The sequence below is a fragment of the Halorussus vallis genome, assembly GCF_024138165.1.
In the GTDB taxonomy this organism is placed as follows: domain Archaea; phylum Halobacteriota; class Halobacteria; order Halobacteriales; family Haladaptataceae; genus Halorussus; species Halorussus vallis.
Genome location: NZ_CP100001.1, coordinates 257,426 through 283,070, shown reverse-complemented (window position 1 = coordinate 283,070; position 25,645 = coordinate 257,426). Strand labels below are relative to the sequence as shown.

Sequence of the window (25,645 nt, the reverse complement as noted above, 5' to 3'; positions counted from 1 at the left end):
CTCTTGAACACGATAACGGTCGGACGGGTTTTTGGAGGATGACGTTCCACCAGTGTGAAGTGAATTAGGCAATGACGGGCGCAAGTACCGCGTTTCGGGAGATGGGGGATTTCCTTGAAGACGTCGAACTACTAGGAACTAGTAACGACTGTGTGAACTTAACGACGGTCGTTCCTTACAGTAACGAGTGTTTCGACGGTGAACAGTTGAGCGTAATGCTCGGATTCGAGTTCCCGTTCGTTCGCCCCGAGACGGTTCCGAACGGCGTGACCCTCGTCCCGGACGACGTCCGATTGATCGACGACGGCTCGCTTCGCGTCGAATTCCGTGCCAGCGTCGACGCCACCGCCGACCGCGATGCCACCGCCGACCGCGCCGCGGCGACTCGCGGCGGAGGAGCGCGGTCGAATTCGTCTCGCTCCTCGCGGGCGGCGCCGAACGCGGAATCCTGGACGACCGTCGGAGCGGAAGACGCCGACCCCGACGACTCTCGAGAAGCCGACGACGACTCCGCGGCCGGCGGCGGTGAGCCGTCGGACCTCCCGGCGTACCGAAACCCCGAGCGCCTCCGCGAGGTATACGAGGCCCACGAGACGTTCGCCGAGATGACCGAGGCGCTCGACGTCGACGTCACCTCTCAGACGGTCCGTCGGTACATGATACAGCACGGCATCCACGAACCCGCGTCGCAGTCCGGACGCATCTCGGCCGATAGCCTGCTCAAGATGGACCCCGATTCGATTCCGGCGCTTGGCGGAGGGTCGAACGAGCGGGAATCCGAGTCCGAACGGTCGGCCTTCGGGTCGCCTCGACCGTCGACCTCGGACGTGATGGTGTTCGCGGCGGACGGAAACAGGGGTTCGAAGGACGCATCGCGGGAGGACGAGGACGCCGTTCGGCCGGCGGGGACGACGGACACCGAGGCGAGCGAGCCGACACCGTGCGACGGCGACTCGGTCGACGATTCGGCCGCCGATAGCGTCGTCGACCTCCCCGAGCACGTGACGCTCTCGCAGGTCAAGTCGGCTGCCCGAGACGCCAAGACGCTCTACGAGGTCCAACGGGTGTTGGACCTGGACCGGGACGACGCCCGTCGACTCCTCCGGGAGTTGAACCTGCTCGATCTGGTTCAGGGTCGGTTGGCGACGCGGGGACTGGAGGAGCGCACCATCGAGGATATCAATCGACGCATTCAGAGCGCGGCCGAGGCCGAGTCCGGCAACTGAACGCGCTCCACATCGGACGTTCGACGTCGGTCCAGGAGCGACCGGCGTCGCGGCCCAGAGCGAAAGCGACCGTTTGACCCGGCGGTCGGCGTCGTGCACGCCTCGAACGCTCTCGGCGGTGTCGTTCGGTCAGTGTCCGAGTCCGGTCGCGGTCATCCAGCGTCGAGCGGTATCCCTTCGGCCCGGTAGCGTTCGAACACGTTCCGGCCCCACGCGACCGCCCGCGGCGCGTCGTTGATGATCGCTCCTTTCAGCTGTCGGTTCGGGCCGTACACGACGAGACACAGGGTGTCTCTCCCCCCGGTCGAGAGCAGCAACAGGCCGTACGGGAGGTCCGGAACGACGTATCCCGAGAAGCAATCGCACGCCGTGGCGTCGGCCACCAGGTCGGGACGACGCTCGACCAGCGACTCGTAGACCCTCTCGTGGAGGACGAACTCCGTCTCCGTCCCCTCGACCAGAATCTTCTTTTCGAAGAGGTCGATTCCGACGAGCGACGTGTGGGCGTACGCCAGGCCCCGGATTCGGCTGGCGCCTTCGACCAACTCCGCGATGCGCGTGGCCGGCGTGTGGAGTCCTGGTTCGGCGACGACCTGGACCTCGGCGTCGAGGAGGAGGCTGAACTCGAAGTCGACGTCCGGGGGCAACAGCGCCAACAGGGGTTTCGCTCGCTGGACGTGTTCGGTCGTGTCGATGACGGACTCGAAGCACGCCAGGAGCGTCCGGCCGTAGAGGGTGATCTCGTACCGTCCGGCCTGCGTCGTCACTAGCTGGGCCGTCTCGAGTTCGCGGAGCGCTCGGTCGACCGTCGACCGCGAGACGTCGAGTTCGTCGACGAGGTCGCGCTTCGCGTAGACGGCCTCGTCGAGCGCGGCGAGAAACGCGTACCGCTGGTTCACCAGTCCGAAGAGTTCGGTTGGCGACTGCTGTTGCCCCGCCATTGGACGCGGGAGTGTGACGAGGTGTCGATGTATAATCGTACCAGTTCAAACCTATCCGACGCCCGTCGTGAAATCCCGTCGGCTCGTATGGACGACACGTTTTAGTATGAGAATCCAGCGCGTGGCGAGCACGTCACGCGATGACCCTATCCGGTTCATCGTCCGTGTGTTGGTGTACGTATGGAGGTGGGATTGATGGTGTCAAAAGGCGCGAGCCGAACTGGCCAGTCGAGAACCGAGTCGAACGATAGAACGTACCGCGGAGCGCGCCCCCGGAGGTGGCAGGATGGGTCGTGACCGCTTCCCGAAGGACGTCCGGGCGGCCGCCGTCAAGTGTATCGACTGTAACGCGCCGGCGGTCGAAACGGTCGAGTCGCAGTACGTGTGCGTCCGCTGCGGGTCGCCGACAGTATCGACCCAACCGTCTGCTGGGGTGACCAGGTAACATGGCATCCGAACCCCAGCACCGCGACGGCTCGGGACCGCTCCGGCGAGTCGTCAGGGAGGTCGTTCCCGATGCCGCGCAGGAGAGGACGCCCGGAAGCACAGAGCGCACATCTCCGACGCTGAGCGTGGTCCTGCCGACACGAAACGAGGAGAACGGCATCGCCGAGTGCCTCGACCGCATTCGCCGTGCCGGCGAAGTCATCGAGATGGACCTCGAAGTCATCGTGAGCGACAGTTCGACCGACCGCACGCCGGACGTCGCTCGGGAGTACGGCGCCACCGTCGTCAAACCGCCGGCCAACGGCTACGGCAACGCGTACAAGTACGCCTTCGAGCACGCCCGTGGCGACTACATCGTCATCGGGGACGCCGACACGACCTACGACTTCGAGGACCTCCCGAAGCTACTGCTGCCGCTGATACTGGACGAGGCCGACCTCGTCCTGGGCAGTCGCTTCGCCGGCGACATCAAACCGGGCGCGATGCCGGCGCTCCACCGGTACGTGGGGAATCCGCTGCTGACCGCGATTCTGAACATGCTGTTCGACGCGGGCGTCACCGACGCCCACTCGGGGTTCCGTGCGATTCGGCGGGACGCCCTCGACCGACTCGACCTCCGGAGCGGCGGGATGGAGTTCGCGAGCGAGATGATCATGGAGGCCGCGGCGAAGGGACTCCGAATCGAGGAGGTCCCCATCGTCTACCACGAGCGGGAGGGCGACGCGACGCTCCACAGCTTCCGGGACGGGTGGCGCCACCTGAAGTTCATGTCGCTGACCGCGCTGGATTACTCCCGCTCGAAGTCGGGGGGTGAAACCGATGGGTGAGTGGTCCGACGAGCGGGTCCTCGTCACCGGCGGCGCGTCGTTCATCGGCTCGCACCTGGTCGAGGACCTGGTCGCGGCCGGCGCCGACGTCCGCGTCGCCGACGACTTCTCCAGCGGGCGCCGCGAGAACCTCTCGGCCGTCGCGGAGGACGTCGAGATATTCGAGGGGAACCTGAAGGACGTGACCTTCGCCGACGAAGCTACCCGGGACGTCGACACGGTGTTCCACCTGGCGGCCGACCACGGCGGCCGCGGGTACATCTCGAACTACCCCGCGTTCTGCGCGACCAACATGGCGCTCGACAACGTCGTCTTCGAGACGGCGGCGAACAACGGCGTCGACAGAATCGTCTTCGCGTCGAGCGCCTGCACGTACCCCACGGACATCCAGCAGGAGAAGCGCCGGCTGAGCGAGGACATGATCAGCTTCGACGAGCGCGGCGGCGCCTACGCCGACGAGGTGTACGGCTGGGCGAAACTGATGGGCGAGCGGTCGCTCCAGGCTCACCACGAGCAGTACGGCATCGACGCCGCGTCGGTCCGCATCTTCACCGCCTACGGGCCGCGGGAGAACGAAACCCACGCCATCGTCGCGCTGATGGCGAAGGCCTACGCCGAGCAGGACCCGTTCCAGATATGGGGTGACGGCGAACAGACGCGCAACTTCACCTACGTGAAGGACATCACGAGAGCGCTCAGGCTCGCGGGCGAGAACATCACCGACGGGTCCGCGGTCAACGCGGGAATCAGCCGCTACGTGAGCATCAACGAGGCGGTCGAGGAGATATTCGACCACCTCGACTGGGAACCCGACAGTATCGACTACCTGACCGACAAACCCGTCGGGGTCCGACACCGCGCGGCCGACACGACCCGGGCCAACGAGCGCCTCGGCTGGGAGGCCGAGTACACGCTCTCGGACGGTATCGCGAACACACTCGACTGGTACACGAGTAACCGAGACAAGGAGTACGTCAGGGCGAACCTGGAGACGCTGCTCCACGAGCGATAACCACGATGTCGGACGAACACACGGAGTTCGTACTCGTCACGGAGTACTTCCATCCGGACACCGCGTCGACCGGCCAACTGATGATGGACCTCGCCGTGGGCCTTCGAGAGCGCGGACTCGCCATCTCGGTCTACACGGGCCAACCAAACTACCACAGCGGCGACAACGAACGACAGCCCCGGACGTCGTTCCACGAGGGTGTCCGAATCGAGCGAATCCGCGCGCCGCAGGTCCGCCAGTCGTCGCTCCCGCGGCGGCTGTTCAACTGGTCGGTCTTCACGATATGGACGTTCTTCGTCCTGCTGTTCGACGAGGCGCCAGAGGACCGCGAGGTGATATTCGTCTCCATCACCCCGTTGCTCCCCATCGCCGTCTCGCTCGCGTGCTGGATACGGGGCTGGGAGTACACATACGTCGCTTACGACCTCTACCCCGACCAGGCGACCGAACTGGGTTACCTGAAGGAAGGCGGCCTCCTCGACCGACTCTGGTCGCGGCTCACCGTCGCGTCCTACCGGCGGGCGAAGCACATCGTCTCGAACGGACCGCTCATGTCCGAGCGAATCCAGCGCAACGCCGACTACCGCCTCGACGCCGACAAGATCCGGCTCATCCACAACTGGGCCGACGAGGAGTTCATCACCCCGATGGCGAAGGAGGACAACTGGTTCTGCGAGCAGCACGACCTCACGGACTCCTTCACGGTGCTCTACTCGGGGAACATCGGCGAGTTCCACGACCTCAAGACGCTGGTCGAGGCGTCGACCCGCTTCGAGGACGAGGACGTTCGGTTCCTCATCATCGGCGAGGGCGACAACAAGGAGACGATAGTCTCGCTCGCCGAGCGCTACGGGGTCAGGGGCGACTCGGTCCGGTTCCTCCCGTATCAGGACTGGGAGGACCTCCCGTACAGCCTGACGGCCGGCGACGTGTCGGTCGTCGCCGTCCGGGAGGGGTTCGAAGGCGTCTGCGTCTCGAGCAAACTGTACACCGCAATGGCCGCGGGTCGTCCCGTGCTCGTCGTGGCTCAGCCCTACGACGACGAGTCGAAACTCGTCGAGAAGTTCGACGCGGGCCACCACGTCGCGCAGGGCGACGTCGACGCGCTGGTCGACACGGTTCGCCGGTGGCGAGAGAACCCGGCGCTGGCGAGCCGACAGGGGGAGAACGCCCGGGCCGCATTCGAGGAGCACTTCACGAAGGACGCCGCCGTCGACGAGTACTACCGGATGCTGGCCGGCGAACCGTCGCCGCGACGGCGGGTGGCCCCCGAAAGTAGCGGTCGCGCGTAGTCGGGGCGTCCCCGTCTCGCGCTCACGTCCTCGTCTTCGGCACGACTCTTTCGTCTACAGCACGGAGTTTTGCGGCACGCGTAGCCGTTCACGACACGTCCGTTCGTCCGCGGCGCACGTCTCGACTACTCGCCGACCGTCTCCGTAGCCGGTCGGCCGGCGGCGCTCGCGTTCGAGTCTGCGGCCCACAGCGTGAGCGCGCGGTACGCCGTCTCTCCGCTCACCTTCGAGGGCGGAGCGCCGCGGTACAACAACAGTCGGAGCCGCACGCGACCGCTCCCGTTCACCTCCGCCTGCGGAACGTCGTAGGCGCGCACCGAGGACGCTCCCGGTTCCACCGTCGTCCGGTACCGTCCGAGCGTTCGCGTCGTCCGCGGGACGACCCCGTCGTCGGTCACCGAAACGCGCTGGCGCTGCACTATGACGGTGTACGTCTCTCGACTCCTCTCGTGGTTCGCGATGCCGATTCGAAGCGTCCGCCGCTCACCGTCGCCCCCGCCGGCGAGGGACCCGTCGGCCGCGAGTTCGTCGGTGTCGTTCCCGTCGAGCACGTAGAACTCGGTGAACGACTGGCCGGTCGGGGAGAACGCCCCCACGTAACTCACGGTGGCAACGAGCGCGACGACGCCGACGACCACCAGGAGCGTCGCGGCGAAATCGGCGGCGGTGTCGGGGGTGCGTACCCCCGCTCGGACCGTTTCGAACCACGCTCTGAGCGGAAGCCGGAAGCGTTCGGCCGGGTCGAGCGCCAGCCGGCGATAGGTCGCCCCTGCCGTCGCGAGTAGCGTGAAACCGCTCAGCGACGCGACTATCGGGCGGAGCGCGACCTCGAACCCCGCGTACTTCGACGCGAGCACGACGAGGGGGACCAGCGCGAAACTGAGTCCGACCGAGAGCGCGACCCGGTCGACGCAGGCGGCCTCCGCGCGCCGGCCGCGACCGGCCGGAGGCTCCCGGTCGGTCCGCCGGGTCGGTCGGGACAGTCGGACATCGCCGCGTCTCGGGAAGAGCGCGGCGACCACCGCGTATCCCGGCGCGAACAGCGTGAACGGGAGGCCGACGACGAGGGGGAGCAACCGCCCGGGGGACTCCGGAACGAAGACGACGACGTTCGTGAGGACCACGAGCGACAGCACGCCGACCAGGTCGCTCGGAATCCTGGACGCCGTGGCGACCAGCAGCGGCCGGAAACGAGTCGATTTCATCGCGTCACCGCCGTGGCGTTCGATTCGACGCCCGGGGGTCGGGTGAGCGTCACCGACCCCGAGTCGTACACCGTGTCGCTGGCCGACCAGCACGGGATGGCGGTCGTCGACCGGTAGCGTACGTACCCGCCCTCGACGCTCGCCCAGTCCGTTAACGTCCGGTCGCTCGCCAGCGGCAGTATCAGGTAGCCTCGCTGCTCCAGTTCGCCGTTCCTGACCAGCATGGGCACGTCGCAGAACGAACTCGCGTTCTCGACCGTCACCACCTCGGAGCCGTACGACCGCCCGGTCTTCCGGCCGACGAGATCCGTGTACTCGAGGTAGCTCACCGTCTGTCGGTCGCTGGTGACTCGGTCGGTGTGCCGGAGCGCGAACTCGACCGCTTGGCGTTCGGACTCCGTGAAGTAGTTGCTGTAGGTTCCCGTCTGCTTGATCGGATTGTCGCGCGTGTACATGTCGTTGGAGTACGTCACCGTCCCGGCGAGCACCGCGACCACGAAGACGACGGCCACGAGGGTGCCCGAACGGGTTCGCACGAGCCCCACGAACCCGATGGCCGCGACCAGCGCGACCGGATAGAGGGCGTACTGTGCGACGCGCTGGACGCCGATTCTGAGCAGGAGGAACTGGAGCGGCCCGGGGAAGTAGAACGGCGCGAGGACGACCCCGCCCAGCGTCACCACGGCGACGCTGCGCCGCAGGTCGCCGGTCACCTTGAACGCGCCCGTCATCAGTAACGCGAGGACGAAACTACTCCCGAGAAACGTCGAGAGCAGGCCGTACGGCGACGCGAAGGCGAAGGAGCTCTCGCTGCTCGTGTCGCCCAACAGGCTCCCCAGATGGAGGTTCGCCTGCACCAGTTCCACGAAGTACGCGGGGAGGCCCGTCTGGAAGACGAGGTACAGTTGGATTCCCACGAGGACGACCAGCAGCGCCGCGGCGTTGTACAGGTACCGCGAACCGTCCGCTGCGTCGCCGAGGCGTCGGCCGACGACCCGGTCTAACACCAGGAACGGGGCGAGGACGAGGACGACCAGAAACGAGCCGACCTTGTGGTACAGGGGTATCGAAAGGACGAGGATTCCGGCCAGCACGTTGTACTGGAGGTTGAGTCCCGCCCGGCGGACGACCACGATGGCGATTAGTCCGACGAGCAGCAACGAGAGTTCGGAGACGATGGACCTGGGCAACGAGTAGAGTCCGATGTAGTGGAACTCGTAGGTCAGCGTCAGGACGTAGGCGGGGACGAGGGTGTACCGGGTGTCGACGATGTCCAGTTTGTCCGTCAGCCAGGTCAGTATCCAGAGGACCGCGACGTACATGACCGCAGACGTCACGAACAGCGCCGTCCTGGGCGAGAGCGACGTGACCTCTCCCACCACCTTCACGAGCACGAAGAAACTCGGAAACGAGTCGTACCCCGCGAGGGTCGTGAACTCGCCGCTCCGGGCCGATAGCTCGGCCGCCGCCCACATCCAGATCGTGTCCCCGGCGCCGATGAACAGCGCGTTCGTGAGCGTGGTCGACAGGTGGAAGACCAGGCTCGTCGCGGTGAGCGCGAGCAGCGGCAGCAGGACTCGGGAGCGGACGACGGAGTACGACACGGCGAGCGCGTTCACGAACGCGAGCGTGACGAAGAACGCCCGCGGTCGGGGTTCGGCCTTGGCCATCAACAGCGCGGCGCTGAGACCGAACAACAGGACGATGGCGAACGCGCGCCGGGAGAACCGTATCCGTCGTACCAGTTCGACGGGCGAGTCGTCGTTCGCGAACCTGTAGAGGACGGGGGCGAGACAGAGCGGGGCGGCGGCGTACGAGCCGAGGACGGCGAGTGCGGTCTGCCCGAGCAGGAGGAGCGAGACGATAGCGCCCGCTCCGACGACGGGCCCCAGCATCGCGAGGGTGCGGGTGACCGAGACGACCCGGTCTCGAGCGTCGCTCGTCGCTTCGGCGGTCACGGCTCTCAGTGTCGCCGAGTGTCTTAGTACCTCTTGTGCTTACAGTACCGAGGCGGACCGACCGGCCTTCCACGATACCATATAAAACTACTCCTTCAAATTGAAAAACACTAAGTACTGTAGTTCAGAATCGGCGCCTACTCAGGACGCAGTAAAAAGCGACCGAACAATCCTCAGAGAGTATCCGAACACGAAATTAGATGACGAACCACGAATACAACACGCCGCAGAAGGGGTCGGCCGACTGGCACGTCCCGCTCAACCGCAACTTCGAGAAGCTTGACACCGACGTCGAGATTCGGGATAGCGAAGCGAACAGAGACACCTACGCGCCGAAGGACGGCGCGAAATTCCTCGCGACGGACACCGGCACGGTGTACCTCGGCGACGGGACGAAGTGGTCCAGGCTGGGCGCCATCGGCGACGCCGCGAGCGGTCAACCCGTCCTCTCGTTCGACGAGTCGGCCGACGCCGCCGCGATAAACGCTCTCATCACGAACGCCCACGAAGACGTCGCGCCGATGGGCGTCGCCTACGTCGTCGGACCGCGCAGTACGGTCACCGTCTCCAGCCCGGTCGTCCTCCGCTCGAACGTCCACCTGATCGCCAACCTGAAACTCGCCGACGGGTCCAACACGTGCGCCGTCAAGTCCCGCGACTTCGACTCGCTGACCGGGACGAACACGTGGCAGGCGGGTACCGCGTCTGGCACCGTCCCGTACAACTTCGGATTCTACGGTCACGTCGACGGAAACCGGGCGAACAACACCGGCAGCGAAACCACCTCGGTCGACGGCCACCCTATTAGCGGTATCGCCTTTTACGGGAAGGGGTACTCCGTCGGGGGGCTCGGCGGTCGCCCGACGCAGGTCGACCGGACGCAGGGCGTGGCGTTCTACTCGGAGTGCGGGACGCAGGCCGGCGGGACGTGGGACTTCACCAACCTCCCGGAAGCGCAGGTCAAGATTCGGACGTGGCGCGCGAACGACCACGGAATCGTCTGGCGCGGCCCGCACGACTCCCAGATCTGGGCGATATCCGCCGACCACCTGAAGCGCGGTTGGATGAGCGACGCCGCGCCCGAGTGGAGCAACTACTACGACGACCTCTACCTCCACGGGTACAGCAGCGACTCGCCCCAGCTCCACGAGGCGAACGGCCGCGCGTCCTACATCTACGTCGACAACGAGGAGGCGGAAGTGACGGGCGAACTGCTCGCCGACCACGTGAAGGTGGCCGGGGGTCGCGCGCCCTCGTCGCTCCGAATCAAGGAGACCGCCCACGTCGGAAAGCTGTTCGCCCGCGGGCTCGGCAAGCGCTCCAACACCGGCCACACCGGCGTCGTGATCGACGGCGGACCGGTCACCATCGGAGAGCTGTACACCTCCGAGTGGAACGGGGACGGCGCGAAGCTCGACGGTCACGAGATCACCATCCACGCCGCGAACGCCAGCCACAACGGCGGGTACGGCCTGAACCTGGGTAGCACCTCCGAGTTCAAGGACTCGTACCTGGTCGCGACCGGGCTGAACGGGAACGGGTCGGCGGCCATCTCCTACGGGTGGGGCGCGAGGAACTACGTCTTCGCCCGGGGCTGGCTGGCGTCGGGGGTCACCGGCTGGGACCCCGAGAGCAACCCACCGCGCGACGGCGACTACTTCGACGTCTGCTTCAACGGCGGGTCGGCCGACCGGACGCTCACCCGCGGCACGACGACGGCGAGCGGCGACGGTTCGACGACCTCGTTCTCCATCGAACACGGACTCGTCGACGAACCGCGCTTCCCGCGGGTGATGGCGAAGACTCCGGCCGCGGGGCGCGTCGACCACCTGACGACCGACGGAACCGCCATCACGGTCCACTACGACGCCGCACCGCCGGCGGGCGCGAACAACCTGGAGTGGTCGTGGGAAGCGGTCCTGTAGCCGCGCGAGCGCCGACGACGGGCGACCGGCCCGCGAGGTCGGGTCCGACCCGACCTCCCTTTCGACTCGACGGTCGCGCGCGGCGCGCGTTGAGCGGTGTAACGGACCCGTGTTAGCAGACTCCTTTTGTAGGATGTCGGTGTAACTGAGACGGATGATTTCCGAATCGAGGGCGCTCTCTCCGCCGGATCGCGCGATCTCGCGCGTCCGGAGCTCGTCTTCGGACGCGACGACCGGTCGGGGGGGTGCGCGGCCAGGGCTGAGTGGGGTCAGAGCGACGAACGGCGACACTTCGCCCGGAGTCCGACCATGGACCTGATAAAGGCCGGCTTCAAGCTCTTCGGCGCGAAGACGGTCGGCGCGGTCGTCACCTTCGCGGGAACCGTCGTCGTCGCCCGCGAACTGGGCGCGGGGGTCCTCGGGAGCTTCTTCCTGTTCCAGGCGGTGCTCGGCATCCTGGCCACGCCCGCCGACTTCGGGCTCCGAGCGGCGGTCGAGAAACGTCTCAGCGAGGGGGAAGCCCCGGACGAGGTGTACACGTCGGGCCTCCTGCTCAAACTGGCCCCGCTGGCGGTGGTCGTCGCGGCCATCCTCGTCTTCCGGTCGACCCTCAACTCCTACTTCGGGGTACCGCTCGCGTACTACCTCGCGGCCACGCTGGTGTTGCAGGAACTCGCCGACCTGTCGCTCAGGGTGCTCCGAGGGGAACTGCGCGTCGGCGAAACCTACGCGCTCCAGTTCCTCCGCGACGCCGGCTGGGTCGTCATCGGTGTTCCGCTGCTGGCGGTGGGGTTGGACGTGTACGCGCTCGTGTACGGGCTCCTCCTGAGCTTCGTCGTCACGGTCGTCTGGGGCGCCTCCAAGACGACGCTCGGCTTCCGAAGACCGACCCGCCGACACGCCTCGTCACTCTGGTCCTACGCGAAGTTCGACGTCGTCTCGGGGATCGGGAAGCACTTCTACAGTCGGATGGACCTGCTGATACTCGCGGTGTTCCTCCCCAAGTCGGCGGTGAGCAGCTACGAAATCGCCTGGCTCGTCACGATGGTCGTGATTCTGGCGGGCGAGTCCGTCGCGCTGACCATCTTCCCCCAGGTGAGCGAGTGGAGCGCACAGAAGGCGACGGACCGAATCGAGTCGATACTCCCCGTCGCGCTCACGCCCGGACTGCTGATCGCCATCCCGGCGTTCGCCGGCACCGCGCTGTTCTCGCGGGAGATTCTGGGCATCGTCTTCGGCGAGGCGTACACCGTGGCCTCCGTCGCCCTCGTCATCCTGATGGGCGAGAAGGTGATACAGACCGTCCACCTCGTGTTCGGCCGGGCGCTCCGGGCCATCGACCACGCCGACCTCTCCGCGCGCGCGACGACCGTCGCCATCGTGGTGAACGTCGTCCTCAACGTCGTCCTGATAGCCGAGTTCGGCCTCGTCGGCGCGGCGATCGCGACGTCCGTTTCGTTCGGTCTGAACACGGTCCTCCACGCGATTTACTTGAATCGGTTCGTGACCATCGAACTGCCGCTCCGGGAGGCCGCCTGCGGGACGGTCGCCGCGCTCGGGATGGCCGGCCTGCTGCTCGGCGTCAAGCAGACGGTCACCATCCGGACGGTGCCGGTGCTGCTGGCCGTCGTGGGCCTCGGGGCGGTGACGTACTTCGGACTGCTGTTGCTGTTCCGTCCCATCAGAGAGGACGTGCTGGTCCAGGTCCGGCACGTCCTGACCGCGTAGCATCGGGCGACACCGAACGCCGCCGCGAGCGACCGGCCTCGCTCGGTCAGCCGTCCGTGTCGGTGAACCGTATCACGGCCGGCCCGGTGACCTCGATTCGCGTCACGTCGCCAGAGTACCGGTAGCCGTCCTTGCCGCCGACGACCTCCCCGCTGGCGGTGGACCCGGAGACGACGTCGTTCCGCTGGAGCGAGCCGAGTTCGCCGCTCTTCTCGACGCTCCCCGTGACGGTGACCGAGTACGTCGCCTTTCGGTTCGGCGTCCCGGTGCCGTCGACGACGAACGAGTTCGGGAGCGAACCGGCCGACGCGGAGTCGCCGTCACCGCCGCCGAGCGAGACGGTGAGCGCTCCGTCCACTCGAAGTTCCGTGAGTCCGCCGGTGAAGCGGTAGCCGTCCTTGCCGCCGTACACCTGTCCGCTCGCGGTCGCACCCGCGATGGTATCGTTCGCCTGGACCGAGCCCAGCGAACTGCTCTTCTTTATCTTCCCGCTCACCGTCGCCTCGTAGGTCGCCCGCTCGCGGGGCGCTCGGGCGCCGTCGACGACCAGCGTGCGGGGGTAGGTCGTCTCGCCGAGGTCGGCCGGGTCCACCCGCTCCCCGTCGAGGTACACGGCCGGGGACCCCGCCACGCGGAAGTCGGTCACGTCGCCGGTGAAGCGGTAGCCGTCCTTCCCGGCGAGGACCTCGCCGGAAACCGTGCTCCCCGAGACGGTGTCGTTGGCCTGGATCGACCCGAGTTCCGCGCTCTTCTCGACGTCGCCGCTCACCGCGAACGAGTAGTCGTTCAACGTCCCGGGACTCGCTCCGCCGTCGATGACGAGGGTGTGGCGCTTCGTCGCGAACGTCACCGTCGAACTCGCGGCCGCGTCGCCGTCGCTGGCGGTCGCGGTCGCCCGGTACTCGTAGTCCGACCCCGCCGCGAGTCCGGTGAGTCGCCGACCGAACGTGCCGGTCGCCGAGAGCGACTGTTCGGGGGTCGCCGTCCAATCTGTCGCCCCGACGGGTCGGTACTCGAACCGAACGGTCACCGACGTCGCGCCGCCGAGGTCGGAGACGACGCCGCCGAGCGTCGCGGCGGTCTGCGTGACGTTCGTCGCACCGTCGACGGTGACGGCGGGGTTCGCGTCGACCAGTTTGCTGCCGCCGTAGGCGACCAGTCCGTACCCGCCGCCGCCGTATCCGACGGTTTGGGCGGCCGCGGCGGTACCGCCGCCGGCGGTGACCGAGGTCGTCGAGAACATGCCGATACCAGCGAGTTTCAGATAGGTGCGCCTCGCTACGGGGTCGCGTGCCTTCTCGTCGCGTGCCATGCAGTTCGACAGCGTGCAAACGAGCGCTATAGTCTCTTGGATTCGCTCGGCTCACCGGTTGGAATTCCTGAAGATGTCTCGCAACTACCGCGTTCGGGCTCGAAATAGTAGGTCGAAGTTGCCGAGAGTCGACGACCGTTCGTCGGTGACCGTTCTCCCGTGGGCACTCGCCGGCGGTCTCGACCTCAGGCCGACAGCACTCGTCGGGCCCACTTCGGAATCGTTCTGAGGGCCCTCGCTCCGGGCGCTCCGTCGACCAGCCAGAGGAGCGTTATCGCGACGGCGAACCCCGCTTCGACCGACGTCAGCGACCCGAGGCTCAGTTCGCGGAAGTGGGCGACGAAGCTCTGTTCGGTCGGGTACTCGATGGCGGGAACCAGCGGCCAGCCGAGGAATCCGAGATGGTAGTAGTCGCCGGCGAGCACGGGGTCGAGCGCGTCGCCCACCAGGTGCGAGACGTAGCCGACGCCGAATGCCGCGGCCGCGGTTTCGGCGTTCCGTCGGCGGAGGACGGCCCAGACGACGAAGACGACGAACGCAGCGGTGAACGCCGAGTGAGCGAGCGAGCGTCCGCTCGGGAGGACGTCCAGCGACCACGCCAGCGGTTTGTCCACGAGGTCCGGAAACTGGGTGCCGACCGCGAGCGCGACGGTCGCCGCGTCACCCGGCGGTCGGCGGGTTCGAACGCGAACCAGCACCGAGTACAGCAGATAGCCGAACGCGAGATGCCCCCACGGCCACATGCCACCGGCTTCCGGTTCCGTTCGCATAGCCTCTTGGATTGTCGGTCGCGTCGCCCGCGGACCGAGCGCGCCATCACCGGACCAGAAAGCATACAACGGACGGCTCCTCGCGCCGACCCATGGCAGTACGACTCGGGGCCGTCGGTCTCGGCGGGCTCGGACGACTCGAACTCGGACTCTACGACCAGATAGACGGCGTCGAAATCGTCGCGGGCGCGGACGTCTCGCCCGACGCCCGCGAGGGCTTCGACGCCGCGTACGACGCGCCGTCCTACGAGGACCACGCGGCGATGCTGGCCGCCCACGACCTCGACGCGGTGAGCATCGTCACGCCCCACACCCTCCACTACGACCAGGCCATCGCCTGCTTCGAGGCGGGCGTCGACGTCTTCCTGGAGAAGCCGATGGTCACCGGCGTCGAGAACGCCGTCGACCTCGTGGCGACCGCCGAGGAGCGCGGGCGCGTCCTCCAGGTCGGCTACCAGCGCCACTTCGACCCGCTCTTCCGGGAACTCCGCCGCGTCATCTCGTCGGGTCGAATCGGCGAGGTCCACGCCGCCAACGCCTACCTCGGCCAGGACTGGATCGAACTGCAGCGGGGCACCTGGCGGACCGCGCCGGACCTCTCTGGCGGCGGCCAACTGTACGACTCGGGGAGCCACCTGCTCGACGCGCTGCTCTGGACGACCGACTCCACCCCGCGGAGCGTCGCCGCGGTCGTCGACGACCGCGGCGAGGACGTCGACGTCAACAGCGCGCTGGCGGCGGTCCTCGACCGCGACGGCGGGACGCTGACCGCCAGCGTCGCGGTCAGCGGCGACGGCACGAACGGCGAACCCGACGAGGGACTCGTCGTCTGGGGGACCGAGGGCCACGTCGAGTACGACGGGTCGAGCCTGACCGTCTGCGAGGACGGCGTCACCTACGAGGCCGATATCGCGGCCGACCGCGACTTCGAGACGCTCGCGCGCCGAAAGCTCGAGGACTTCGTCGGCGCGGTCGAGACGGGCGACGACCCGTCGGTGCCCGGGTCGTTCGGCCTCAGGGTGACCGCGCTGACCGAGGCGGCCTACGAGGCCGCCGAGACGGGCCGGGTCGTCGACGTCGCCGAGCGAATCGAGGCTGCCCGCGACGCGCGGGCCGCCGCCGACCCCGACCCCGAGGTCGCCGCCGACGACTGAATCGCGGGCCGCGACCGGGTTCGCACGAACCGTTTGATTCCGACGGCTCGGTCCCGGACGCGTGCGAAAACTGTTTCTATGCTGGACTGACAAACGAGTGATAATGCGCGAACTCGACGAAACCGACCTCGAAATCCTCCGACTGCTCGTGACCGACGGCCGCAGACCGTACAACGAGATTTCCTCGGCGGTGGACCTCTCTCCGCCGACGGTTTCGGACCGCATCGACCGGCTGAAGGACCTCGGAGTCATCCGGCGGTTCACCGTCGACCTGGACCGCTCGATGCTCGCCGACGGCGTGGCGGTGCTGGTGACCCTTCACGCCGAACCCGGCCGGGTCGGCGACGTTCGGGCGGGCGTCGAAGAGATAGAAGGCGTCGAGCACGTCTTCGTCACCGCCGACGGGCAGGTCGTCTTCCAGGCCCGCTTGCAGGAGGGCGCGGTCGAACCCCTGTTGGACGACGTGCTGGAGACCGACGCGCTCCGGGAGTACGACGTCCAGTTGCTCGTCGACTCGGCGTGGTACCCCCAGCCACGGAACGTGGAGTTCGCGATGGAGTGCGACGAGTGCGGCAACACCGTCACCAGCGAGGGCGAGTCGGCCCGCATCGACGGCGACCTCTACCAGTTCTGCTGTTCGTCCTGTAAGGGCCGGTTCGAGGAGCGCTACGAGGAGTTGCAGGAGGCGGCCTGACGAGACGGAACGATTTTCACTCGGCCCGCGAACGCGTCGGTATGGCAGACGCACTGGGCGTCCTCGTCGGACTCGCGATCACCGCGGGCGGACTACTCGGCGTCCGGCACGCCGAGGCGATCAGTCGCTTCGAGGAGCGACTCGACGCGCTCGGGAGTACTCGCGACCTCGGTGCGGTCGAACCCAGTCGGTTCTCCGTCGCGTCCACGAAGGTTCTCGCGGGCTGTCTCGCGGCGGCCGGCGCGTTCGTCACGCTGCTGGCGCTGCTCGGGTAGCCGGCGCGAGCGCTGGCCGAGTTCTTGAACTACTCCTTACAGGAATCGGTTTCAGCGAACCGTTTTGTGGGCTCGTGGGTATCGTTCGCACATGGCAACCGAGCAGTCCGACTCCGACCTTGTGAAGGTGGCCGACGCCGACGAACTCCGCGAAGAGGGGCGACTGATATCGCGGGCCGGCAATCGCGCGCTCGCGCTGTTCTACCACGAAGGGGAATTCCGTGCGGTGGACAACCGCTGTCCGCACATGGGCTTTCCACTCGCGGAGGGCACCGTCGACGAGGGAATCCTGACCTGCCACTGGCATCACGCCCGCTTCGAACTCTCCTGCGGCGACACCTTCGACCCCTGGGCCGACGACGTCCAGACGTTCCCCGTCGAGGTCCGGGACGGCGACGTGTACGTCGACCCGTACCCCGAACCCGACCTCCCGCCGGTCGAACACTGGAGCGACCGGCTCGAAACCGGGCTGGAGGAGAGCCTCCAACTCGTGGTCGCGAAGTCGGTCCTCGGCCTGGCCGATGAGGACGTGCCCTACACCGACCCGCTCCGGGCGGGCCTGGCGTTCGGCGCGACCTACCGGGCCGACGGCTGGAGTTCCGGGCTGACCATCCTGTCGGCGATGGCGAACCTGCTGGACGCCCTGCGGCCCGAGGACCGCAACCGCGCACTGTACGTCGGCCTCTCGCGGGTCGCCCAGGACTGCCAGGGCGAACCGCCGCGGTTCGACCAGCCCTCGTTCTCGACCCGGGACGTCTCGGCCGAGCGCCTCGAAGAGTGGTTCCGCGAGAGCGTCGAGGTCCGCGACGAGGACGGCGCCGAGCGGTGTCTCCGGACCGCCGTCGAGACGCTCGAACCCGAGCGGGTCGCCGACCTGCTCTACTCGGCCGCGACCGACCACCTCTACATGGACGCGGGCCACACCTTCGACTTCGTCAACAAGGCCTGCGAGTCGCTCGACCACGTCGGCTGGGAGCGCGCCGACGAGATACTGCCGAGCGTGATTCCCCGACTGACCCGGGCCACCCGCTCGGAGGAACTCTCCTCGTGGCGCCAACCCGACGACGTGGCCGAACTCGTCTTCGACGCCTACGACGAACTGCCGGACCTGCTCGAAGACGGCGCCGACGAAACCTGGGACGACCCGAACGGCTTCGTCGAAACCCTGCTCAGCGACGACCCCGAGGAGGTCGTCACCGCGATGAAGGCGGCGGTCCAGAACGGCGCGACCGCCGCGGAGTTGGCCGGCGAGGTCGCCCACGCCGCCGGCCGCCGGGTCGCGCAGTTCGGCACCTCCAACGAGTTCAGTGACTGGAACACGGTCCACCACACCTACAGCTACGCCAATGCGGTCCACAAGGCCGCGCTCCGCACCGAGTCGCTCGCCGCGGCGAGCGACTCGGAGACGGGCGAATCCGGCGAGTCCGAGAAATCGGGCGAGTCCGACGAATCTGCCGGAACCGCCGGGCTGGCGGCCTACCGCGGTGCGTTCGCGGGCGCGATGAGCGTCTACCTCGACCGGTTCCTCAACACGCCGCCGATTCCGATTCCGGACGGAAGCGAGGTCGACGCGCCCGACGACGTCCGGGAGGCGCTGCTCGACACCTTCGACGAGGAGGGCGAGGTCAACGCCGCCGGCCGACTCGTTGCGGCCCACCTCGCCGACGGCGGCGCCCCCGACGAACTCAAGCGAGCGCTCGGCGAGGCGCTCCTCCGGGAGGACGCGAACTTCCACACGCTCCAGAACGTCGAGGCGGCCTTCGAGCAGTTCGACCTCGCGGAGGACCCCGACCGGGCGCGGGTCCACCTCGTCGCCACCGCCCGTTACATGGCGGCTCACTTCCCGACGCGCCGGTCGGCCGAGCAGACCTTCTCCATCGCCTCGCGGCTGAACCACGGCGAGAAGGTCCACGAGGCGGGCGAGTGAGAACAAACTAACTTGCTCTTCTGAAACCTTAGTTGGAAAACTTTATCCGGGTCCGACCGAACAGTGGTGGGTACGGCCGGAGAGAATCCGACGGGAGACGGCACCGAACGGTCGATAGTGGCCACGCTGGCGATTTCGGCCCGGCGAAGAACGCGGCGGTGATACCCCGCGCCGGACGCGCCGAAATCGCCAGCGTCCCCGGACGCCGACCGAGCAGTGGCGACGCTGTCCCGGGTTCGGCCTCCCGTCCCCTTTCCGGCGAGGAGACACCATGAGTCAGACCACTACCGAGACGGAGACGGTTCGCGCGGTTCTCGACCGCGCGAGGACCAAGTGCGAGGACGCGCTAACCGACGACGCGCTGGACGAACTCGTCGCCGACGCCGAGCGGAGCCTCTACGCGGGGGCCTCGCTCTCGGAGGTGTACGACGCCGCCGTCGACGCGGCGACGGCGCGAATCGAGCGCGACCCCACCTACGAAGCGGTCGCCGCGGCTGCGTTCCGCGAGCGGTACGACCGCGAGGTCGCCGGCGAGTCGCCCGACGCCGAGGGGAAACTCGGCGAACGCCCCGACGACCGCGAGGCGGCCTACCGCGAGACGTTCGTCGCGAACGTCGAGCGCGGGGTCCGCGAGGACCTGCTGGACGAACGGATGCTGACGTTCGACCTCGACGCGCTGGCCGAGGCGCTGGTTCCCGCCCGCGACGAACTGTTCGACTACACCGCCCTCGACACGCTCTACCAGCGGTACTTCCTGAAGACGGCCGACGGCGAGCGCCTCGAACTCCCGCAGGCGTTCTGGATGCGGGTGGCGATGGGACTGGCCCTGCGAGAGCCAGTAGACGAGCGCCGAGCGCGCGCCGAGGAATTCTACGAGGTCATGTCGACGCTCCGGTTCGTCCCGTCGAGTCCGACGCTGTTCCACGCCGGAACCGTCCACCCGCAACTGAGTTCCTGCTACCTCACGACGATGCCCGACGACCTCGAAGGCATCTTCGACGGCTACCGGGGTCACGCCAAACTCTCGAAGTGGAGCGGCGGCCTCGGCAACGACTGGACGCCGATCCGGGCGTCGGGGTCGCTCATCGAGTCGACGGGCGTCGAGTCGACCGGCGTGGTCCCGTTCCTCAAGATAAGCAACGACGTGACCGCGGCCATCAACCGCTCGGGCAAGCGCCGCGGGGCGGCCTGCGCCTACCTGGAGTGCTGGCACCTCGACTACCCGGACTTCATCGACCTCCGGCGGAACACCGGCGACGAGCGGCGCCGGACCCACGACATGAACACCGCGGCGTGGATTCCGGACCTGTTCGTGAAGCGGGTGGAGGCGGGCGAGGAGTGGACGCTGTTCTCGCCCGACGAGGTGCCCGAACTCCACGAGACGTACGGTCGGGAGTTCGAGGAACTGTACAGAGCGTACGAGCGGAAGGCCGAAGCGGGCGAACTCCGCCAGTACGAGGTCGTGGACGCCGAGGAACTCTGGCGCAAGACCCTGACTCGGCTGTTCGAAACCGGCCACCCGTGGCTCACGTTCAAGGACCCCTGCAACGTCCGGTCGCCACAGGACCACGCGGGCGTCGTCCGCTCGTCGAACCTCTGCACCGAAATCACGCTCAACACGTCCGAGGACGAGCACGCGGTCTGTAACCTCGGCTCGGTCAACCTCTCGAAGCACGTGACCCCCGACGGTCTCGAGCGCGAGAAACTCCGCGAGACCGTCGAAACCGGGATGCGGATGCTCGACAACGTGGTCGACCTGAACTTCTATCCCACCGAGGAGGCCGAGCGGTCGAACGCGCGCCACCGCCCCGTCGGCATGGGCGTGATGGGCTTCCACGAGGCGCTGTTCGAACGCCGGATTCCGTTCGCCTCCGAGGAGGCGGTCGCGTTCGCCGACGAGTCCCAGGAGTTCGTCGCCTACCACGCGATTCGGACCTCCGCGGAGTTAGCCCGCGAACGCGGCGCGTACGACTCCTTCGAGGGGTCGAAGTGGGACCGCGGCATCTTCCCGCAGGACACCCTCGACCTGTTGGAGGACGAGCGCGGCCGCGAGATTCCGCTCCCCCGCGAGGAGCGCCTCGACTGGGACGCGGTCCGGGAACTGGTCGCCGACCACGGGATGCGCAACTCCAACACGATGGCGGTCGCGCCGACCGCGACCATCTCGACCATCGCGGGGACGACGCCCTCCATCGAGCCGATCTACTCGAACCTCTACGTCAAGTCGAACATGAGCGGGGAGTTCACGGTGGTCAACGACCGCCTCGTCGCCGACCTCCGAGACCGCGACCTCTGGGACGCCGAGATGTTAGACCGCATCAAGTTCCACGACGGTTCGGTCGGGGAGATAGACGCGATACCAGACGAACTTCGGGAACTGTACCGCGGGGCGTTCGAGATCGACCCGCGACACCAACTTCGACTCACCGCCCGCCGCGGCCAGTGGATAGACCAGTCGGTTTCGCACAACGTCTTCTTCCCCTCGACGGACGGGTCGCTGTTGGACGACGTCTACCGGACGGCGTGGGAACTCGGCGTGAAGACGACCTACTACCTCCGGACGCTCGGCGCGTCTCAGATCGAGAAGTCCACGCTCGACATGAGCGAGTACGGCAAGACCCAGACTCGGGGACGGCGGACCGTCGACGGCGGCGGGAGGGAAGGCGACACCGAGGAGGGCGATTCCTGCGAGGCGAACGGTGCGGAAACCGACCTTCCGAGCGTCGAGGACTCGACCTGCGACGCCTGCCAGTGACCATGATACTCGACGACGACAAGACCGACCCGAACAAGATCCTGCCGATAGAGTACGACTGGGCCCGCGAGTACTACCGTGCGGGCGTCGACAACAACTGGGTGCCCGAGGAGATTCCGATGGGCGAGGACGTCTCCCAGTGGAAGGGCGACGCGCTCACCGACCCCGAGCGCCGACTGGTCGAGTGGAACTTCGGGTTCTTCTCGACCGCCGAGTCGCTGACCGCAAACAACCTCGTGCTCGCGGTCTACGAGCACGTCACCAGCCCCGAGTGTCGCCAGTACCTCCTCCGGCAGGCCTACGAGGAGGCCATCCACACGGACACGTTCATCTACTGCTGCGACTCGCTCGGCCTCGACCCCGACTACGTCTACGGCATGTACGACGAGGTCCCGGCCATCGAGGAGAAAGACCAGTTCGTCGTCGGACTGACCGAGACGCTCCTGGACGACGACTTCGAACTGGAGAGCGACGCCGACGTGCGGTCGTTGCTCCGGGACCTGATCGGCTTCTACGTCGTGATGGAGGGCGTCTTCTTCTACGCCGGGTTCGCCATGATGCTCGGACTGAAGCGGCAGGGCAAGATGGTCGGCATCGGCCAGCAGTTCGAGTACATCATGCGCGACGAGTCGGTCCACCTCGCGTTCGGCGTCGACCTCGTGAACGCGATTCGCGCCGAACACCTCGGCGTCTGGACCGAGGAGTTCGGCGCGGAGATCGCCTCCCTCATCGAACGCGCGGTCGAACTCGAACAGGTGTACGCCCGCGAGGCCTGTCCGGACGAGATTCTGGGCATGGGTCCCGAGCAGTTCGCCGAGTACGTCGAGTACGTCGCCGACCGCCGACTCCGACAACTCGACCTCCCCGAAACCTACGGCACCGACAACCCCTTCCCGTGGATGTCGGAGGCGACCGACCTCAACAAGGAGACGAACTTCTTCGAAAAGCAGGTGACCGAGTACCGGTCGGGCGGGTCGCTGGACTGGTAGCGCCGGAGTCCGCCCGCTCCCTCGTGGAGGTCGACACCTCTTCGTGATGCACTCAGAATACGGGACGTCCTCGTCGTTTCGCCGACGCCGCGTCCCTCCGACCGCCTCGATTCGCGCGGGTTCACCGGCCGAACTCCGGAGAAGTCGGCCGCCCGAGGAGACGCCGAACGCCCGGAGCGAGGCCGCAGGCGGCCTCGCTCCGGAAGCCGAGCGCGTGCCCTGTTACCATCTCACGAATTTTATCGTCTCGACAGCGTCCTAATATAACCGAATAGATATTTACCTCCTTGTGTGTTAATCTGTCACAGCAGGGCAATGACTCGCCACACGGACGAAACAGACGGAGCGGAACCGGCATACGCACAGAAACTGACTGCGGGCGGTGTGAACCGGCGTCGCGTTCTCAGGTCGGGGGTGGCACTGGTCGGCGGAATCGGGCTCGCCGGCTGTACCGGCTCGCAAGACGGCGGTACCACGACGGACACCACCACTTCGGGCGGCGGGGGCGGTGGGGGCGGCGGCGAACCGACGAACGTCGCCATCGTCTCCAGTCCCGCCGGCTTCGGCGACAAGGCGTTCAACGACCTCGCGCTGGAGGGACTCCAGAACGCCGCCAAGAAGTTCAATATCAAGATACAGCAGGTCGAGGAGACCGACCAGTCCCAGTACGGAACGGTCCAGTCGCGGCTGGCCGAGAGCCGGAACCCCGACTACGACCTCATCGTGCTGGTGGGCTACAACCACACCCAGGCGCTCGAATCGAACGCCAGCCAGTACTCCGACCAGAAGTGGATGCTCATCAACGACTACGTCGACCAGCCGAACGTCGCCGGCTACACCTGGGCCAACCACCAGATGTCGTTCCAGGCAGGCGTCCTCGCGGGCACGATGACGACCCGACAGTTCTCACACGCCGGCAACTCGACGACGGCCGACAACCCCACGGTGGGCTTCGTCGGCGGCGTCGACGGTGCGCTCATCAACGCGTTCGAACGCTCCTACCGGGCCGGGGCGAAGTGGGTCAACCAGGACGTGAGCGTGAAGGTGGGCTACATCGGCAACTACACCGACACCCAGACGGCGAACAACATCGCCAGTTCCCAGTACGACGCCGGGGCCGACATCGTCTACCACGCCGCCTCGGCGGCCGGCCAAGGCGTCTTCCAGGCCGCCCAGAACGCAAACCGGTTCGCCATCGGCGTCGACGCCGACCAGTCGAAGACGCTCCCCAACTACGAGGACGTCATCATGGGCTCGGCGGTCAAGTACATCAACGAGGGGACCAACCGAGTGGCGTCGGCGGTCGCGCAGGGCAACTGGCAGCAGGTCAACGGCGAGAACGTCCTCGGCCTCGAACAGGACGCCGTCGCGGTGGTCCTCGGCCGGGTCATCGGCCCGAAGCTCCCCGACCTGGTGAACAAGAACCTCGAGGAGTCGCGCAAGGCCATCGTGAACGGCGACGTGACGGTGCCGTGTAGCGCCTCGGGCTGTCAGAACTGAGCGGTCGACCACCTCCTCACCATCCATGATACCCAACCGCACTCCGTGGCGATGAGCGACACACGAGCACCCGCCGTCCGACTCGACGGCATCACCAAGCGCTTCGGCGACGTCGTCGCCAACGACGACGTCGACCTCTCGCTCGGGAAGGGGACGGTCCACGCCCTGATCGGCGAGAACGGGGCCGGCAAGACGACCCTGATGAGCGTCCTCTACGGACTGTACGAACCCGACGCGGGCGACGTCTACGTCGACGGCGAGCGCCGGACCTTCGACTCCCCGCGCGACGCCATCGACGCGGGCGTCGGGATGATCCACCAGCACTTTCAGCTCGTCGACACCATGACCGTGGTCCAGAACGTCGTCCTCGGCCACGAACCGACGGAGAACGGGCTGGTCGACGAGGCGAGCGCCAGGGAGGACATCGAGGAGATCTGTTCGACCTACGGCTTCGACGTCGACCGGTACCTCGACACTCGCGTCGAGCGACTCGGCGTCGGCGTCCAGCAGCGCGTCGAGATCGTCAAGAGCCTCTACCGGGGGGCCGACACTCTCGTGCTCGACGAACCGACCGCGGTCCTCACGCCCCAGGAGGTCGAGGGGCTGTTCGAGGTGATGGACGAACTCACCGACCGCGGGCGCTCGCTCATTTTCATCACTCACAAACTCGACGAGGCGCTCGCGGTCGCCGACCGCATCACCGTCCTCCGGGACGGGAAGAACGTCGGCACCGTCGACGCGGCCGACACCACACAGGAGGAACTCGCCCAGTTGATGGTCGGCCGCGACGTGCTGTTCGACTACCCCGAGCGCGAGAGCGTCCCCGGCGAGGTGGCGCTCTCGGTCGAGGAACTCCGGGTCCGGGACGACCGCGACCTCGAACAGGTGAGCGACGTCGACTTCGCGGTCCGCGAGGGCGAAGTGTTCGGCGTCGCGGGCGTCGAAGGCAACGGTCAGGCCGAACTGGTCGAGGCGCTCAACGGCCTCCGGACCGTCGACTCGGGCACCGTCACCTTCGACGGCGTCGACGTCACCGACGCGAGTCGCCGCCGCCGCATCGAGTCGGGCATCGCCTACGTTCCCGAGGACCGGCAGGCCGAAGGGCTAGTCCAGGACTACGACCTGGTCCGGAACGCGCTGCTCGGCAACCAGACCGTCGAACCGTACGAACGCGGCGGCTTCATCGACTGGCGGGCGGTCCGCGACCACGCCGAGGAGATCGTCGACCGCTACGACGTCCAGCCCTCGGACGCGGACGCGGAGGCGGCGTCGCTGTCGGGCGGCAACCAGCAGAAGTTCATCGTCGGCCGGGAACTCGAACACCGACCCGACCTCGTCGTCGCGTCCCACCCCACGCGCGGGGTCGACATCGGCGCGATAGAGTTCATCCACGAGCGCCTGCTGGAGATGCGCGACGCGGGGATGGCGGTCCTGCTTGTCTCGTCGAAACTCGACGAGGTCCGAAAACTCGCCGACCGCATCGCGGTGATGTACGAGGGCGAGTTCGTCGACGTGGTCGACCCCGACGCGGTGACCGAGCGGGAACTCGGCCTGCTGATGGCCGGCGAAACCGTCGAATCGGGAGACGAGGCGGCCGACCGGAGCGACCGGACTGCCGAGTCGGCGGAGTCCGCGGACTCCGCCGACTCGGCCGCGGATTCCGAGGAGTCGGCCGAATCCGCGCGCGAAGGAGGCGTCGAGTCGTGAG

The 25,645-nt window shown here is 67.3% G+C and carries 19 protein-coding genes; 14 read left to right on the top strand and 5 right to left on the bottom strand.

Features of this window, described 5'->3' with window-relative positions; genetic code table 11:
* Nucleotides 1-215: 215 nt before the first annotated feature.
* Nucleotides 216-1,226: a DUF8073 domain-containing protein gene (locus NGM07_RS21450; protein ID WP_253520299.1), complete on the top strand. Its 1,011-nt coding sequence runs from the start codon at nt 216-218 to the stop codon at nt 1,224-1,226.
* A gap of 152 nt (nt 1,227-1,378) precedes the next feature.
* Here NGM07_RS21450 and NGM07_RS21445 read toward each other — a convergent pair whose 3' ends face one another.
* Nucleotides 1,379-2,167 carry a helix-turn-helix transcriptional regulator gene (locus NGM07_RS21445; RefSeq protein WP_253520297.1) on the bottom strand — a complete coding sequence of 263 codons (789 nt, stop codon included), beginning with the start codon at nt 2,165-2,167 and terminating at the stop codon, nt 1,379-1,381.
* Between the two features lie 446 nt (nt 2,168-2,613).
* Between NGM07_RS21445 and NGM07_RS21440 the strand changes: the two genes are divergently transcribed.
* From NGM07_RS21440 to NGM07_RS21430, 3 genes are read left to right on the top strand one after another with little or no spacing between them, the layout of a single operon-like run.
* Nucleotides 2,614-3,441, top strand: a complete 828-nt coding sequence (locus tag NGM07_RS21440; protein WP_382193988.1) for a glycosyltransferase family 2 protein — start codon at nt 2,614-2,616, stop codon at nt 3,439-3,441.
* Nucleotides 3,434-4,453 (top strand): NAD-dependent epimerase/dehydratase family protein, encoded by a 1,020-nt coding sequence (locus NGM07_RS21435; RefSeq protein ID WP_253521177.1) that lies wholly within the window; start codon nt 3,434-3,436, stop codon nt 4,451-4,453. The genes NGM07_RS21440 and NGM07_RS21435 overlap by 8 nt, the downstream gene beginning before the upstream one ends.
* Nucleotides 4,454-4,458: 5 nt before the next feature.
* Nucleotides 4,459-5,745, top strand: coding sequence for a glycosyltransferase family 4 protein (locus NGM07_RS21430; RefSeq protein ID WP_253521175.1), 1,287 nt, complete (start codon nt 4,459-4,461; stop codon nt 5,743-5,745).
* Between the two features lie 125 nt (nt 5,746-5,870).
* Here the strand turns inward: NGM07_RS21430 and NGM07_RS21425 are convergent, their stop codons facing one another.
* Nucleotides 5,871-6,950 carry a DUF1616 domain-containing protein gene (locus NGM07_RS21425; protein ID WP_253521173.1) on the bottom strand — a complete coding sequence of 360 codons (1,080 nt, stop codon included), beginning with the start codon at nt 6,948-6,950 and terminating at the stop codon, nt 5,871-5,873.
* Complete coding sequence (locus NGM07_RS21420; protein WP_253521171.1) at nt 6,947-8,908, bottom strand: hypothetical protein; 1,962 nt, start codon at nt 8,906-8,908, stop codon at nt 6,947-6,949. The genes NGM07_RS21425 and NGM07_RS21420 overlap by 4 nt, the downstream gene beginning before the upstream one ends.
* 200 nt (nt 8,909-9,108) lie before the next feature.
* Between NGM07_RS21420 and NGM07_RS25565 the strand changes: the two genes are divergently transcribed.
* Both NGM07_RS25565 and NGM07_RS21410 read left to right on the top strand, forming a co-directional pair.
* Nucleotides 9,109-10,833: a hypothetical protein gene (locus tag NGM07_RS25565; RefSeq protein WP_382193991.1), complete on the top strand. Its 1,725-nt coding sequence runs from the start codon at nt 9,109-9,111 to the stop codon at nt 10,831-10,833.
* Nucleotides 10,834-11,142: 309 nt separating this feature from the next.
* Nucleotides 11,143-12,561 (top strand): oligosaccharide flippase family protein, encoded by a 1,419-nt coding sequence (locus NGM07_RS21410; RefSeq protein ID WP_253521169.1) that lies wholly within the window; start codon nt 11,143-11,145, stop codon nt 12,559-12,561.
* Nucleotides 12,562-12,607: 46 nt separating this feature from the next.
* Here the strand turns inward: NGM07_RS21410 and NGM07_RS21405 are convergent, their stop codons facing one another.
* On the bottom strand, nt 12,608-13,873 hold the full coding sequence (locus NGM07_RS21405; RefSeq protein WP_253521167.1) for a fibronectin type III domain-containing protein: 1,266 nt from the start codon (nt 13,871-13,873) through the stop codon (nt 12,608-12,610).
* 185 nt (nt 13,874-14,058) lie between these two features.
* Nucleotides 14,059-14,643: a metal-dependent hydrolase gene (locus NGM07_RS21400; RefSeq protein ID WP_253521166.1), complete on the bottom strand. Its 585-nt coding sequence runs from the start codon at nt 14,641-14,643 to the stop codon at nt 14,059-14,061.
* Nucleotides 14,644-14,735: 92 nt separating this feature from the next.
* Between NGM07_RS21400 and NGM07_RS21395 the strand changes: the two genes are divergently transcribed.
* The 8 genes from NGM07_RS21395 to NGM07_RS21360 all read left to right on the top strand — a co-directional run bounded on the left by NGM07_RS21395 (nt 14,736) and on the right by NGM07_RS21360 (nt 25,644).
* On the top strand, nt 14,736-15,797 hold the full coding sequence (locus NGM07_RS21395) for a Gfo/Idh/MocA family protein (protein WP_253521164.1): 1,062 nt from the start codon (nt 14,736-14,738) through the stop codon (nt 15,795-15,797).
* Between the two features lie 103 nt (nt 15,798-15,900).
* The gene (locus NGM07_RS21390; RefSeq protein ID WP_253521162.1) at nt 15,901-16,491 is read left to right on the top strand and encodes an AsnC family transcriptional regulator; all 591 of its coding nucleotides are present in this window, start codon (nt 15,901-15,903) and stop codon (nt 16,489-16,491) included.
* 41 nt (nt 16,492-16,532) lie between these two features.
* Nucleotides 16,533-16,766, top strand: a complete 234-nt coding sequence (locus NGM07_RS21385) for a DUF6199 family natural product biosynthesis protein (protein ID WP_253521160.1) — start codon at nt 16,533-16,535, stop codon at nt 16,764-16,766.
* Between the two features lie 91 nt (nt 16,767-16,857).
* Entirely contained in the window at nt 16,858-18,693 is a 1,836-nt protein-coding gene (locus NGM07_RS21380; RefSeq protein ID WP_253521158.1) for a Rieske (2Fe-2S) protein, read from the top strand.
* Between the two features lie 271 nt (nt 18,694-18,964).
* The gene (locus NGM07_RS21375) at nt 18,965-21,448 is read left to right on the top strand and encodes a ribonucleoside-diphosphate reductase subunit alpha (RefSeq protein WP_253521156.1); all 2,484 of its coding nucleotides are present in this window, start codon (nt 18,965-18,967) and stop codon (nt 21,446-21,448) included.
* A 2-nt stretch (nt 21,449-21,450) separates the two neighbouring features.
* Nucleotides 21,451-22,437, top strand: coding sequence for a ribonucleotide-diphosphate reductase subunit beta (locus tag NGM07_RS21370; protein WP_382193998.1), 987 nt, complete (start codon nt 21,451-21,453; stop codon nt 22,435-22,437).
* 315 nt (nt 22,438-22,752) lie between these two features.
* Nucleotides 22,753-23,937: a BMP family lipoprotein gene (locus NGM07_RS21365; protein ID WP_253521151.1), complete on the top strand. Its 1,185-nt coding sequence runs from the start codon at nt 22,753-22,755 to the stop codon at nt 23,935-23,937.
* A gap of 51 nt (nt 23,938-23,988) precedes the next feature.
* Nucleotides 23,989-25,644, top strand: a complete 1,656-nt coding sequence (locus tag NGM07_RS21360; RefSeq protein ID WP_253521149.1) for an ABC transporter ATP-binding protein — start codon at nt 23,989-23,991, stop codon at nt 25,642-25,644.
* Nucleotide 25,645 lies beyond the last annotated feature (1 nt).